The 14,395-nt window shown below is 34.3% G+C and carries 17 protein-coding genes; 16 read left to right on the forward strand and 1 reads right to left on the reverse strand.

Translation table 11 applies throughout. The features are described from left to right. Nucleotides 1-4 precede the first annotated feature (4 nt). From HYD3684_RS03545 to HYD3684_RS03575, 7 genes are all read left to right on the forward strand, one after another. Nucleotides 5-304, forward strand: coding sequence for a hypothetical protein (locus HYD3684_RS03545; protein ID WP_015419320.1), 300 nt, complete (start codon nt 5-7; stop codon nt 302-304). 12 nt (nt 305-316) lie between these two features. Then, the gene (locus tag HYD3684_RS03550) at nt 317-514 is read left to right on the forward strand and encodes a hypothetical protein (RefSeq protein WP_015419321.1); all 198 of its coding nucleotides are present in this window, start codon (nt 317-319) and stop codon (nt 512-514) included. After that, nucleotides 511-2,622, forward strand: a complete 2,112-nt coding sequence (locus tag HYD3684_RS03555; protein WP_015419322.1) for a cation-translocating P-type ATPase — start codon at nt 511-513, stop codon at nt 2,620-2,622. The genes HYD3684_RS03550 and HYD3684_RS03555 overlap by 4 nt, the downstream gene beginning before the upstream one ends. After that, nucleotides 2,615-3,475 carry a cation diffusion facilitator family transporter gene (locus tag HYD3684_RS03560; protein WP_015419323.1) on the forward strand — a complete coding sequence of 287 codons (861 nt, stop codon included), beginning with the start codon at nt 2,615-2,617 and terminating at the stop codon, nt 3,473-3,475. The genes HYD3684_RS03555 and HYD3684_RS03560 overlap by 8 nt, the downstream gene beginning before the upstream one ends. Before the next feature lie 20 nt (nt 3,476-3,495). Further along, entirely contained in the window at nt 3,496-4,296 is an 801-nt protein-coding gene (locus HYD3684_RS03565; RefSeq protein ID WP_015419324.1) for a GNAT family N-acetyltransferase, read from the forward strand. Between the two features lie 47 nt (nt 4,297-4,343). After that, nucleotides 4,344-4,610 (forward strand): potassium-transporting ATPase subunit KdpA, encoded by a 267-nt coding sequence (locus tag HYD3684_RS03570; protein WP_041112954.1) that lies wholly within the window; start codon nt 4,344-4,346, stop codon nt 4,608-4,610. A gap of 261 nt (nt 4,611-4,871) precedes the next feature. Further along, on the forward strand, nt 4,872-5,195 hold the full coding sequence (locus HYD3684_RS03575) for a hypothetical protein (protein ID WP_174256042.1): 324 nt from the start codon (nt 4,872-4,874) through the stop codon (nt 5,193-5,195). A 2-nt stretch (nt 5,196-5,197) separates the two neighbouring features. Here HYD3684_RS03575 and HYD3684_RS03580 read toward each other — a convergent pair whose 3' ends face one another. Further along, nucleotides 5,198-5,755 carry a type II secretion system protein gene (locus HYD3684_RS03580; protein WP_237698634.1) on the reverse strand — a complete coding sequence of 186 codons (558 nt, stop codon included), beginning with the start codon at nt 5,753-5,755 and terminating at the stop codon, nt 5,198-5,200. Between the two features lie 247 nt (nt 5,756-6,002). Between HYD3684_RS03580 and HYD3684_RS03585 the strand changes: the two genes are divergently transcribed. From HYD3684_RS03585 to HYD3684_RS03625, 9 genes are all read left to right on the forward strand, one after another. After that, nucleotides 6,003-6,650: a hypothetical protein gene (locus tag HYD3684_RS03585; RefSeq protein WP_237698635.1), complete on the forward strand. Its 648-nt coding sequence runs from the start codon at nt 6,003-6,005 to the stop codon at nt 6,648-6,650. 38 nt (nt 6,651-6,688) lie between these two features. Continuing rightward, on the forward strand, nt 6,689-7,264 hold the full coding sequence (locus HYD3684_RS03590) for a hypothetical protein (protein ID WP_237698636.1): 576 nt from the start codon (nt 6,689-6,691) through the stop codon (nt 7,262-7,264). Then, on the forward strand, nt 7,261-8,730 hold the full coding sequence (locus HYD3684_RS03595) for a type II secretory pathway, component PulD (protein ID WP_015419328.1): 1,470 nt from the start codon (nt 7,261-7,263) through the stop codon (nt 8,728-8,730). The genes HYD3684_RS03590 and HYD3684_RS03595 overlap by 4 nt, the downstream gene beginning before the upstream one ends. Continuing rightward, a complete protein-coding gene (locus HYD3684_RS03600; protein WP_015419329.1) occupies nt 8,727-9,440 on the forward strand; it encodes a hypothetical protein in 714 nt (237 codons plus the stop codon). Before HYD3684_RS03595 ends, HYD3684_RS03600 begins: the two co-directional genes overlap by 4 nt. Nucleotides 9,441-9,446: 6 nt before the next feature. Then, nucleotides 9,447-10,544: a hypothetical protein gene (locus HYD3684_RS03605; RefSeq protein ID WP_015419330.1), complete on the forward strand. Its 1,098-nt coding sequence runs from the start codon at nt 9,447-9,449 to the stop codon at nt 10,542-10,544. A 1-nt stretch (nt 10,545) separates the two neighbouring features. Continuing rightward, nucleotides 10,546-11,526, forward strand: a complete 981-nt coding sequence (locus HYD3684_RS03610) for a hypothetical protein (RefSeq protein WP_015419331.1) — start codon at nt 10,546-10,548, stop codon at nt 11,524-11,526. Between the two features lie 53 nt (nt 11,527-11,579). Then, complete coding sequence (locus HYD3684_RS03615; RefSeq protein ID WP_237698637.1) at nt 11,580-12,413, forward strand: hypothetical protein; 834 nt, start codon at nt 11,580-11,582, stop codon at nt 12,411-12,413. Nucleotides 12,414-12,495: 82 nt separating this feature from the next. Next, on the forward strand, nt 12,496-13,641 hold the full coding sequence (locus HYD3684_RS03620; RefSeq protein ID WP_015419333.1) for a hypothetical protein: 1,146 nt from the start codon (nt 12,496-12,498) through the stop codon (nt 13,639-13,641). A 129-nt stretch (nt 13,642-13,770) separates the two neighbouring features. Then, a complete protein-coding gene (locus HYD3684_RS03625; RefSeq protein ID WP_237698638.1) occupies nt 13,771-14,373 on the forward strand; it encodes a hypothetical protein in 603 nt (200 codons plus the stop codon). The last annotated feature ends 22 nt before the right edge of the window (nt 14,374-14,395 follow it).

Consider the following 14,395-nt stretch of genomic DNA (forward strand, 5'->3'; position numbering starts at 1 on the left):
ATACATGTTTGAAAATCTTATCGGATGCTTCTCGAGAAGGTACTTCACCTGGGGTCTTGGCACCATTGGCGTGTTTTATGTACTTGGTAAGGCTTTGGAAGAGTTTAAGCCTGTGCTTGTAGGTATTACCAAAGAAAGCATAAGCTTTGGTCAGTGGTTAAACGCTTCAATAGAAGCCAAAAAAGAGGTTATGGAAGATATAGTCCATGAGGCAAAATCAGAACTCAAAAAAGAAATAGAGCTAAAGATTACACTTCTTCAAAAACAACAAGAGCTTTTAGAAAAGCTAAAATCATCTTTATAAGGAGGAATAGACATGTGGTCAAAGTTAGGTGATATAGTCTGCAGCAAGTATACATCTTTTGGACTTGGGATGTTTGCTGGAGTATTTGGCTTTTATATGATACATAAAATATCTGAGCATCAGGAACTTTTAAGGGTACAAGAAGAGATAAACGAGCTTATAAATAGGTTAAACCAAAAAACATTGCAATCTCCAGAACAGCAATCATGAAAACACTTGATGTAAAGCATAAGACTTACGGTAGAATAAGGGTAAATTCTTTTTATCTAAAATACCTTGATGTATCCAAGGAAACTATAGAAGAGTTTATAAAATCCCAAGATGGGATCATAGATGCCAAGTTAAACAAAACCACTGGTAGCCTATCGATATCTTACGATCCAAACAAAATATATATAGAAGAGTTTTTAGAGCTTATAAACAACACTCCTATTGACGTTATACTTGGTATATTAAAATCTTACAAAACAAAACCAAAACCAAAAGAAGAAAACCCGTCTAAACTTAGAATGTTATTGGGAGTGGTAGGAGGGTTGCTTTCTTTGACACCAATTTTCCCAAATCCATTTGTTAAAGCCATTACCATATTTGGTTCAATACCCTCTTTTAAAAGCGCCATAACAAATCTTCTACAGGGTAGGCTTTCATATCAGCTTTTAGACTCTTTAGCCCTTGGAATCACTATCCAAAGAAATATGCTTTTATCATCCAACATAATGAATCTCTTCATAGGATTAGGAGATTACCTTGAGGATAAATTAAATCAAAAAGCTAGAGCTTCTATAGAAGATTTACTAAATGTAGATGGTGAGACCGCTTATATAGAGAAAGATGGCACAAAGATAGAGGTGCCTATAGAAGAGATATCTATAGGAGATATAGTAGTTGTCTACGCTGGTGGTAGAATACCAGTAGACGGCATAGTGAATGAAGGCAAAGCGGTTGTAAACGAATCAGTGCTAACCGGAGAAGATAAACCTGTTTTAAAAGAGGTTGGTGCTAAAGTATATGCTGGCACAAACGTTGTAGACGGAAAAATATATATAAGAGTGGAACAAAAAGGCGCAGATACTGTCATATCAAAAATTGCCCATATGGTAGAGTCCTATATGGATCAAAAACCAGCCATCTACGATAGGTTCAACAAACTAGCCGATGCCACTGTACTACCTATATTGAGCATAGGCTTAGCAAACCAGCTTATAACAAGAAACTTAGCCAAGACCTCCAGCATACTTACCATAGATTACAACACAAACTTAAGAGTATCTATACCTATAGCCATAGCTTCTTCTATATCAAAAGCCTCTACCCATGGTATCCTCATAAAAGGAGGGAGATCCTTAGAGGCTATGTCTAAGATTCAGTATATAGTTATGGATAAAACCGGCACTATTACAAAAGGAGAGCCCGTTATAACAGATTTAATACCTTTAGAAGATAGCCTAAACCAAGAAGAGCTTCTTAGAATAGCTGCTTCATTGGAGCAAAGACTAAAGCACCCAATAGCTGAGGCTATAGTTAATTTGGCAAAAGAGAAAAGCTTAGAGCTTTATGAAAGAGAAGATTCTGATTACGATATAGGACTTGGTATATCTGCAAAGCTATTACAGGGGCAAGATACTTTACACGAGTATAAGTTTGGGTCCTCTCGTTATATGGCAAATCACAAGATATCTATAACAAAACACATAAAAGATATAGCAAGACAGAAGCACGATGAGGGTAAAACGGTTTTATACCTTGCCAAAGATAAGAAAATCATAGGTCTTATAGCTTTTAAAGATATGATAAGAGAAGAAGCTAAAGACGTGATAAAAAAATTAAAAGATATCGGCATAAAACTCATGATGCTTACCGGAGACAACGAAGAAGTGGCTCAAGCTATAGCTAAAGAAGTAGGCATAGAAGAGTTCCGAGCAAGAGTATCTCCAGAAGAAAAGGCCAAATACGTTGAAAAGCTCAAGAAAGAAGGATACAAGGTAGCCATGGTGGGAGATGGGGTAAACGATTCTGTGGCATTATCGGCAGCGGATGTTGGTATTGCTATGGGAGATGGCTCTCAAGTGGCCATAGATGTGGCTGATGTGGTGCTTGTGAAAGAAGATTTAAATCTCATCTACAAAGCTATAAAACTATCAAAAGACACTATGAGGGTAGTGGACAACAACATAAAGTTTAATTTTACTGTAAATACCCTTGGTATGGCTATGGCTATATTAGGTAGCGGGAATCCAGCTTTCTCAGTAATGATAAATAACGGCTCTACCATACTATCCGCTTTATACTCTATTACGCCGGATATAGAAAATGGATGAAAAAAATCTTGGGAGAGGGCTTTATTTTGTCTTTACTATAACGTTTTTAGATTTTCTTTTAGAAGTTTATTATGGTTATGCTTTTAACAGCTTAGCGCTTCTTTCTGATGCAGTTTATATGTTTATGGATCTATCGGGGCAGGCTTTGGCGATTTTTGCTATGTATTTGTCCAAAAAGCCTCCGAATCCCAAAAGGACCTTTGGATACTATAGAGTTGAGATACTATCGGCTTTATTTAACGGCATAACTGCGGGATTTTTCCTAATAATGATATTTCTACACGCGTTCAAAAGGCTTTTGCATCCTGAGCCTGTAAACGCTGGAGGCGTTTTCTGGATATCTATTTTGGGTCTTATAGTAAACATAATTGGTATAGTGATACTTTATATTGGCTCAAGACACAGTCTTAATATAGCGGGGGCTTTTTTAAGGGTATTGATGGACGGGCTTAGTTCTGTGGGTGTTATAGCATCGTCTGTTTTAATAGAGCTTACTGGAAATTACATATTTGACCCAATAATGAGTATATTGGTAGGTCTTAGTGTTATATATCCTATCTACAAAGTATTGGCTAAATCTATAGATATTTTAATGGAATCTTCCCCAGAGTACGTAAATTTAGAAGAGTTAGAAAGCTTTATAAGAAAGCATTTCCCAGAGATAATGATTAAATCTATACACGTTTGGAGTCTTGTGCCCGGTAAAAATATAATGTATGCTAGATTAAGAGAACAAGACTTGGAAGCTTTAGAAAATACACCTTTAAAAGAGATAAGAGAGAAGATAAGGACTATGAAAAAAGAGCTAAAAGAAAAGTTTGGTTTTGAGAGGGTGGTGATAGAGCTTTACTAAAGGCACCAAAGGAGGTTGGTATGATAGGGACACTATCGCAAAAAACTTATGGTTTTCGTTTAAAAGCTTTTAAACCAAAAATTAGCTTTAGATTTGAAGTAGGAAGTTTTACTGTAAAGACTGCCCAAAACTCTAGAGAGTTAAGAAAAGCCCTTGAGTTAAGACATAGAGTATTTTATCAAGAGCTTCTAAACAAAAGCAAACTCTTTAGAATAGATATAGACAAATTTGACTTTATAGCAGACCACATTATCATAATAGACAACAAAACCCAAGACGTTGTAGGTACTTATAGGATTATATCCTCTAGTTTTAGCAACAAGTTTTATTCGGAAACCGAATTTGATATATCTAGTTTAAAGCTTTTAAAAGCCACAAAATTAGAAATAGGAAGAGCAAGCGTACATAAAGACTATAGAAGCGGTGCCATCATAGCCCTTCTTTGGAAAGGCATAGCATATTATGCTAAATTAGTGGATGCTAAGTATGTATTTGGATGTTCAAGTGTCCAAACAGAAAATATATTTGAGATAGTGTTTGCCTACAAATATTTAAAACAGTTTGAAAACAAAATGGTATTTCCGTTGCCAGATTTTCGCATAAAAAACTTTGAAAACTATGTAAAGACTGTTGATGCTGTAAATATGGATATAAACAGCTTAAAAACGTTTGTACCTTCTCTTATTCAAAGCTATTTGAAAGCTGGTGCTGTTATATGCGGTGAACCTGCTTTTGATAGGCATTTTAAGTGTGCTGATTTTATAACTCTCCTTGATGCTGACAATCTCAATATTTCTTTCAACAGAAGATTCAAATCATAAATTAAACACAAAAATAGCTTTAGGCTACATCTTGTGGAGGTTTAACAATGAATATATTTTTAGATATCTTTAGCTTTATCTTGTTTTTCGGTATACTAACCATCATCTCTCCCCTTCTAGGAAAATATATGGCAGATATATATGAAGGTCGTTTGTATCTGTTTTTAAAACCTATAAGATATGTAGAAAAAACTATCTATAAAATACTTGGTATAGATGAATCCAAAGAGATGAACTGGAAAGAGTATCTTTATGCTTTGTTATCCTTGAGACTTGTCAATAATTTTGTGTCTCATAACAGAATCTCCTGTTGAATATTTGCAAAACTTCATATGAGGACCCTTTGAATGTAGGAACGGGCTTATTCCACTTATTGTTCTTTAAAACATCTCTCTGAACAAGGATATTTATCTCAAGAATCTCAACAGAGCGGTTGGACCGCATTTTACTATGGCGTGGCAGATTTGATAAAGTGTTTAAGTTTAAGACACATAAATATTTTAACTACCTAGCTTAGCAGAAAACTGCTTAGAATAAACTCAAAAGAAGAATGTATATCTATTACCATAAGATACGTGAAGATGTTCGTAGAAGATATGGCGATATTTTTAAAAGCCAAAGATAGCATACATATGGAAGCTTTAACAAAGAATATAGACATAAACGACCGGGTTAAAACAATAGTCCAATGGTGTATAAAAAATAAAAAACCAGCTGGGTTTTCTACACAAACGTTTTCCGAAGATCCTTATTTTTACATACCGCTCATTTATAAAGATGATGTATACGGCGTAATGATTTTTGATATGTCTAAAAGCAAAGAAACAAATTATGAAACCATATCTATCTTAGAAACCATAGCAGACTTATTTACCGCCAGTATAGTAAAATATGTGTAAAACTATTGGTTTAAAGCTGTTAGTGTAGTAGGTACGTTGTTGACAGTACAACTAAGATAACTGTAATCACCGCCAGTACTTGATACTGTGCACAAAAGACCTAAAGAGTTAAAAGCGTTTGATACAGCTTGAACATATTCATTTGGTATTTGGCTTGTAAGAATTGTAAAAGATGTACTATTAGAAATATAAGACCATGTGGCAGCCCAAGGTCCTATAAAATGGAGCAAAGCGCAACAATTGGCAGGGTTTGATGGAGGATGTGAGTTCCAATCACATGTAGTCTGTGGCATACTTGTGCCTTGAGCGCCGTTTAAACTTGACCATGAGTTTCCGTCCGTACAACTAATCTGCGGATATGCCCCCAATACATCATAATAATCTTTTAAGCCTAAAACAAAAGTCCTTGCTTTGTAAGCATAATTTTGCTCGTTAGTAGTAGCGTGTATAGTCCTATATCCTATAAACACTGCTCCCAAAAATATACTAACTATAGTAAGCACCAACAAAAGCTCTATGATAGAAAAGGCCAGTGGCCTGAAAGGCTTATTCAGATGCATATCCTTTGAAAGCAAAAGTGGCCTCGCGAGAGGCTTATTAGGATGCATTTTAGTTGAACCAGATAATGGCCTCGCAAGAGGCTTATTCAGATGCATGTAATCTGAAGAAGATAGTGGCCTCGCGAGAGATTTAACTCCTAGTTTATAGCTTTTCATACAAATAATATTATAAGCCTGAAAAAAAATTTTGTTGTGTGCGATAATATAATATATGAAATTTGGGAGATATTATTTTATATTGTTATGTTTGATATTTGCCTCTTCCATCTCATACTCTCTTGATATAAACTCTCTTGATAGTGTAAGTAGGAATATATTCAAAAAAGGCTTTTTCCTGGGATGGCAAATGAGAAAAAGAGAAAATATATGCGGATCTTATGTAATTCCATCTGGATGGTGGGTTTACATGGATTCATCAGATCTAAGTTCATATAAAATAGGCTATTATAAGTTTATAGCTATGAGAAATGGCCTTACACCTCTTGATGGTATAGGTGATGTTGTATTTGGAGTTTTTGATAGCCAAGAAGATGCTGATCATGCAAAAGAACTGCTTCAAAAAGATGGAGTAAAAGGTGTTATACGGGTAGATTATAAACCCGCGGAAGCTGTCATAAACCCATGTGTAAATTCTGATTTAAACTACGGCAAGACGCATCTTGACAAAACGCTTTATTTTATGAAGATGGCTTTGTATGAAGCTAAAAGCATAGTAAATCCATCCGTAAACAAGAAGGCACTCATACACGATATAACTACAGTAATTTTAGGTCTTGAAAAAGTAGGGGCTAAAACAGAAACCCAAGATATATATAAAAAGGAAAACTTAAACACCATAAAAGTGCCATACGATTATCAAAATCTTATAGAACAAGCGAAGTCATGGGCAAAATAATATTTTTACTTTTGGTATTTATATTCCCTTGCTTAACTATGGCAGAAAATGAATACCAACACAAAATTACATTTAAAGATATAATAGAATCTCAAATAGGTATTATAAAAAAGGTGGTAGATTTGAACAAAAAAACAAAGGAACTAAGTCAAAATCTAGAAGAAGAAAAAAAGAAGGTAAGAAACTTAGAGCAAAATGTTAGAAAATTACAAGAACAACAACAACTACTTTCTAAAAATCTTGAAAAATTAAAACAAGAAGTAAAAGCTATAAAGCTTGAAAATTCTATAAATGGTCTTGTGGTAGAAAATGAAAACACTAAAAAATCCGTAGGTTTTGACAAACCTCAAAGAAGAAAAACAGCCAAAGAGTTTATCACAAATGGGACTGAAAACGTATATTTTTGCGTAGACTCGGTGTCTTATATTCATAAATATCCATCTATAAAATCTGTCGCTATAGGCGCTTCTTATAAAGGAGATACGTTGCAGTGTCTCACACCTTGTGGTCTTGAAAGGCATAAATTTTATTGGCTTCATATACTAAATCTTAGAACGGGTTACAAAGGTTACAGCATATTAAACAGCTCTATAAAAGAAGGTAAGTGTAAATGAAGAAGTTTTTAGTTTTTTTAATCATGGTACTATATGCATATATAGCTTATCCTTATCATCTTATAGGAAATTATCAAGCTCCTCCTAAAAGCCAAAATAACCCTTCTTTACCTGGCTTTGTTGTAAATCCTCAAGATGCTTTTTTACTCAAGCCTGTTACCTTAAATGTAAAAGATACTCCAATACCACAAGTATTATCTTATCTTTCAGGCATAACACAAGTACCCATAGAACTAAAAGATAACGTACAAGATAGGGTTAGTTTTTATGGACAAGGCACTTTGAAAAGTATTTTGGATACGTTTTGTGCTTATAACAATTTATATTACAAGGTTAAAAACGGGAAAATAATAGTAAGAAGGTACATAAGCGCTGTATTTCAGCTGAATGTGCCAATGACTACCACAAAAGCATACAATTACAATATGACATTTGGTCAAAGCGTTACCAATAGCTCCTCTGGCGGTAGTGTACTAGGTGGTACTGCCATAAATCCTATACAAAACACAGGTACAAACAGCTCTAGTTCAACTTTTAATTTCAACGAAAATTTAGCTCAAAACATTGTGAATCTTATAACACCACTTCTACAAGACAAACGCTCCAAGATATCTTACGATCCAAACACAGGCCTTCTTACGTTCTTTGGTTCTATAAACGATTATAAAACTGTAAAATCTATAGTAAATAAGTTAAACAAAGAACTATCAGAACCTATAAAAATAAGAATAAATATAATAGCTATAAACCTTTTAAACGAATACTCTACTGGTATTAATATTTCAGCTCTATTTCAGCATTTAAAAAACTTAAATCTGTCTTTAACCGCTCCTATAACACTTACAAATTCATCAAACTCTTTGTTTAAAGCTAGTCTAAGCGGGAGTAATTATAGCGCTCTTTTAAACGCTTTAGAACAATATGGTAAAACAAAAAGCATAGATAGTGAAACCTACACCGTGTTACCAAATCAACCTATTGTTTATGCTCCTACCAATACTCAATCTTATATAAGTTCATACAATATATATATTCCTCCAACTGTAGCCGGGGTAGTATCTACTCCAGCTTATATACCAATAGTTTCTTATCTAAATACAGGTACAAGCATTACTATACTACCAAGGCTTGCAAACAACAAAAAACTTATGGTAGATGTCTACTATTCTCAAAATACAGCTCAGAATCTAAACACTCAAAATATAACAATAAGTCAAGGAGTAACTGTTCCTATACAATTTCCTGAGGTTTCGTCTCAAAACTCTGTTTTAACATCTGTTTTAAAACCAGGGCAAACCATAGCCCTTATAAGCTCTGTATATGACCTTAAGAAAAACAATGAAGCTGGTATACCGTTTTTAATAAGAATACCTATTATAAAATACCTTTTTGGCAACACCGATAAATACTCAAATAAGGTGCAGTTTATTATAACAATAACCTACGAGGGTTTGGGTGAAAGATGAGTACGGAACAAAATCAAATACCACCAGAAAAACCTTACAAAAAATATTTGGAAAAAATTAAGTCTTTTTTTAAAGATTTTAAAATAAAAAAGAAATTTGAAGCGCCCATCGCCACACAAAAAGAAAATGGAAAAAGAAATTTTGAAAAGATAATTTTAGGTGTAATTGTAGGATTTGTTTTTGGGGCTTTAGCAAGCAGTTTTATACTGTACTTTAAGGTAAAAAAGATCCAAGAAGAATACAAAAAAGCTCAAATAAGACTTCAGATGCTCTCTTCAAGATTAAAATCAAACCAACCCCCAAGTACGACCCAAAACCAAAATCTTAAAACCCAAAATCTCGCTACAGCTCAGATTTTAAGTGTAATAAACAACTTACCACCTTCTAACGCTTTCGCCAGTTTTTATGTAAACAAACTTAACGAGGAAAAATACAAAACAACACAAGAACAGGAAATAGTTGTTAAAAAACCACCACCAACTTTACCACCTCTTAAAACATTAATAGGTAAAAATCAAACAAGCAACAATTTACCATCTATTTCCACATCTCCACCAATACCTCAGGTATCTATGATAATATGCTCAAATAGCTGTTACGCTATTTCTTCAAACGGCCAGGTTTATACAAACGGTTTTGTGCAAGGAAATTATAGGCTTGTAGTGACTCAAAACCAGATTTATTGGGAAAAAATCGATGAAAAACGATAAGTTGTTATGGCAAACATAACTGTTTCAAGAAAACCAGAAAAAAATAAAGCCTGTATACAAAAAAAAGAGGGAAGAAGAACAAGGTATTATTGTATAGAACAAAAAGAGCTTAAAGATTATCTTTACGATATCATATACATGCAAGAAAACAGCATAAACCTTGCCGTTAGAATAGTACCAGAAAAAAAGAAATACTATGAATACGTTATAGCTGGCGATAGAATACAAATAAATGAAAAAGAACTTATGACAGATCAAGACCCGGAAAGCTACATAGCCACAGAGTATTTGGGAGAACCAATAGTTATAATAAAAGAACCTCTAAAAAAAATAAAAAAAATATACGGTCCTCCTTGGTATCAAGACATCCAAATTATATCTCTTATTGCGATATGGATTATCATAATTTTTGGAGGTGCTGTATTTCTTTATCTTAAAAGCCACAAAAATAAAGAGATAAACCTAAACGTCGGCAAACCAGCACCACCTGTTCCACATATTGGTAAAAGTTTGAGTTTAGCTCAAAAACAATCCGTCATGGAATCTTTCACAAAAGACGCCCTTTATCAAATAGCTTATGCCATAGAACAGGTATCGTCTATTGGTTACCCTGCTTATATATCTAATATAACTTATTCTATAAAAGATGAAAAGGCTGCACCCGGCAAGGATGAAAAATTAAGCGGCGTTCTTAATATTACGTTTAGATTTGCTTATCCTGCCAAAGGCTCAAAACTCGTTAGCACAAAACCAGTACCAATATACTCTAAAACCGTTAATATAGATTTGACACCAGATTTTCCCGTAAAAGTATCTTATATGGACCAAGAGACTTGCGGTATGAAGCTTTTAAAAGATGGATTAAATTTGTATGATGTTGACAATTTAGAGTTTAAAGGAGATATCAAAAATTACAAAGATTTTTATGATTTTATACAAACGATGTTTTATTGCAAAGGTTACCTAGAGTCTTTAAATCTTACAAACCCAAACGATATATTGTCCCAAAAAACCAATAATCCTAATATAGTAAAGAAAAATGTTGATATAAATGCAGATATAGATTTATACCTAGTGAAAAACAATATACCATCAGGAAAATAATATGCTTGATAAAATTAAATCAAGACTTAGGAAAAAGGAAATAGAAAAAATTATATACGATGCAGAAGTGCAATCTGGATACGCCAATATTTCTGTGGAAGAAATATATGAAAGGGTAAACAAGTATCTAAACTGGCCAGAGTTAGAAGATATTATAGAAGATATACGTTCTGGTATGAAGAAATCTGAAGTTTACGAACCATACCTTTCCTATGAAGCAATCACTATAATTAGAAATGCCGAAGATAAATCTTTACCAGTTTATAGGATTTTAGAAGAATTAAAAAACATATCTGAGGCTATAGAAAAGGCGAAATCAAAGCTTACACAAATGATAATAATGCCAATCTTTACATTTATAGCCACTGTCATCTTAGCAGATTACGTGCTTCACAAGATAGCCACCACTCTTTTGGCTACTAAGCTTATAAAAGCACCACTCTATCTTCCTTTTCTTATGAAATTTTTTATACCTATAAACTTCTTATTTTTAGGACTTTTTATATTCTTTGTGGTGATAAAACCAGATCACACACCCATTGTAAAAAACATTTTTAAGGAATTAGAAGGTGTTAGAATACTAAACACCACTAGGCTTTTTTATATGGCAAATATACCAATAGAAGATATCATTCTTTATGTGGAAGAAACTTCAAAGGGAAGTATAAAAAAAGCTTTTTCTTCTGTGGATACCGATTTGGAAGGATTTTTAGAAGCTCTTGGGTCTATACTGAGGCTTACAGAAATAGCATCTTTAGAAAGTGCCTTTTATACAGGCAAATTTAGAGACACGCTTTTTTCCTTGGCAGAAAGAAAACTAAGAGAGCTTGGTGTGTTTGTAGAAAGCGTAGCAGCTACCGCCAATATAGCAGCATTAGGACTTATAGTCATACCTCTTATACTTCTTATCATACCTTACTTCCAAATGGCTTTCGAGCTTATAAACAAAGTTTCATCTTTTCTTATGAATGCCGGCGGTTAAATATAATATGTCTATAAATTGTAGTAGACTTATCAGTGCATATATTCATATTTATGATATATTTTATTTATATGAGGTTTTATAAAAAGCCTAAAACATTTGTAAAAATGAAGACCATTATAAATTTGAGAGCACTTTTATCTGGGATGGGTATGATTTTCTTTATAAGTAAAAATGCTTATCCTGTCGTTTATGTGGTGCCTCCTGACATAGATATGTATATGCACCAAACCAACGATACTTACAAACTTCTTATAGATAATTTATGTGGTGCTGGTAACAATGGCCAAGGTATTATAAAAGATTGCTTTAAATCCCTTACTGCTTATATAAACTCAGCCACTTCTTATAGTTTTACACCACTGGCAAACCCAAATATAAACAATCTATCCTCCAACATAGGAAATGCCAATATAACATCTTCCACCATAGCTTTTTCATCTATCACAAACTCTATTATGGGTTCTAGTACTTATTGTTTTCCTATAGGAAATTCCTCTAAATGTTTTAGTATAGAAGATTACACAACAATGCAATATCAAACCATATTGCTATCGGCCAGCTATTCTAACGGACGGTTTGTTAGCGGCTCATCTGGTACTGTACTTATGCCATCTTGCACATACCATAGCGGTGGTGGCTCTCTTTACGCTGAATTTATAGTATTTGCACCCACTTCTTGCTCTTACGATTTTTCAAATCCCGGGTCTTCCAACAATGTAGTAGCCGGCAGAGTTTCTTGTCCACCGGGCGATAGTGCAAGTGCTTGTTATACAATAAGTGCATCGTGTTTTTTTGGCTCAAATACCAACTCTAGCACTGTAAGTGGGCTTTACTATACCAATCTACCAGTACTGAGTTTTTGTCCTACTTGGAGTGAATCATGAATTATAATACATTTCTTGTTGAGCGCTTGTTTAATAAAAGCTTTTTTGAAACATGCTTGTCAGCACTCTGGAGTGAATCTTAATGTGGTTTATAATAGAAATTCTTTTAGCCTTGTCCATCTTATCTACCGTCTTGACTGGTATTTATTATCTTATCCCAGCTTTTAATAGAAGCACAGATATAGCAAAATCTCAAGTAAAAAGTATAAATCTCAAAAATGCTCTTTTAAATATATATATGGATATTGCCAACGCCGAGCAAAACTGCGGTGGGTATAGTGTCTGTCCTGCTACGCCTTTACCTTGCAATATTTCTTATACAAACGGTGGGTTAAGTTTTAGCTATGTAGTAAGTCAAAGCTTAAATGTTGCAACGCCTACAAGTCTACCACGGTTTATCCAAAGCTCTTTTAATCAAGCTGGATGTTCTGTCAGCGTTGTTAATAGCAATACCATATCGGTATTTTGCCCAAGTGTTACGGCTTCTAGCATAGATTTTTGTTCCAATTCAAATTATGAATCTTATACGTTTGTAAACCCAAATCCACCAACAATGCCTAGTATAACTTTTTATACAATATTACAGCCAAACAACCCAGCAAGCCCATTGTCGGCTCCTTATGTAGTCGATTATACACCCATATACCAATATTACCAAAACCAGTCTCTTTCAAAATTTGAACAAATAGCTTCTGCTATGAAAAACTATGTACTAGAAAGAAGGACCTCCGAAATAGCAAACTCTTGCACATGGAATGGTTCCGATTGGACAGGTGGTATGGAATCAAGCTACGATTTCTATGTACCATGGATTTTACAAGCGTGCTCTAGCTCTCCCAATTCACTATGTCAAAGCCCTCCAAACCCAAGCGTTTGTTCTAACTCTTGTACAAACATAAGCTTATCCCAAAACTGCAGCATAACTACACTTCTTACAAACGTAGGATTGGTCACAAGTATGCCACGGTCTACAAGTATGCCACGATATAGTTCCACAGCTTCTAGCTTTTACTATGTGGATGGTTTTGGAAACTCTATTACGATAGTGCCTTATGCAAATTTACAAGGAACTTTAGCCGATATACATCCATCTTCTTCATACATGACTCAATGTCAAAGCGGTACAAATTGTCCACCGTTTGCCGGAGTTATAGAACTAAGCAACATAAGTGCTACTTGTGTACAAGCAGGCGAACCTTATTGTTATCTTCAGTTTACGTACCCGTAGAGCGACTATGTCGCGTTTCGATTCTAAGGAACAGACAAATGCACTCAAGAGCTCTGAGAAATGCTCGGAACACACTAGCTTGAGGTTTTTATGCTTTTTATAACTGTAGCGTTTCTTATAATAGCGATAATGAGTTACATACTTTATATGGTTTCAAGCTCAATACCTTTGTATCACGCCATAAACACGCCTCAAAATCCAAAATTAAACACTTATCATATTATTTCAAGCTTACCCAACAAGACTATTACACTTATTCCGTGGCAGACTTGTAGCCAAACCTACAACGTCTCAACGATATCAAGCATTGTAAGCTTTTACAAAGATTCTTACGAACAGGCTTTTATAAATGCCTGTGAAAACGTAAGATGGCTTAGTATACAAAATAATTGCAACAATCCAAATGATTTCAATCAAGCTTGGAGTTTTTTGCCATCGCTAACGGGAAATGTAAATAATATCACAGGTTCAAATATCGCTTTCTCTTGTAATACAAAAAGCGCTTTTGGCGAATATGTACTATACAACTCTATATCAAGATTGCAATCAAACACATGTGTATCTTGCTATTACAATCTTTCATCTAATACCTCTATCCCTTATTCAATGCCGCTTCCTTACAAAATCAACACCCCTTACGGCACAAATACTACTCACTCCTTAACAAGCATGGGAGACCCTTGTGCTGTGGGAAGCTTTATAAGCTGTACTTACAATAACCAATGCAACTAATTTTATGGTTTATGTTATACTA

The sequence above is a fragment of the Hydrogenobaculum sp. 3684 genome, assembly GCF_000213785.1.
Classification (GTDB): Bacteria; Aquificota; Aquificia; order Aquificales; family Aquificaceae; genus Hydrogenobaculum.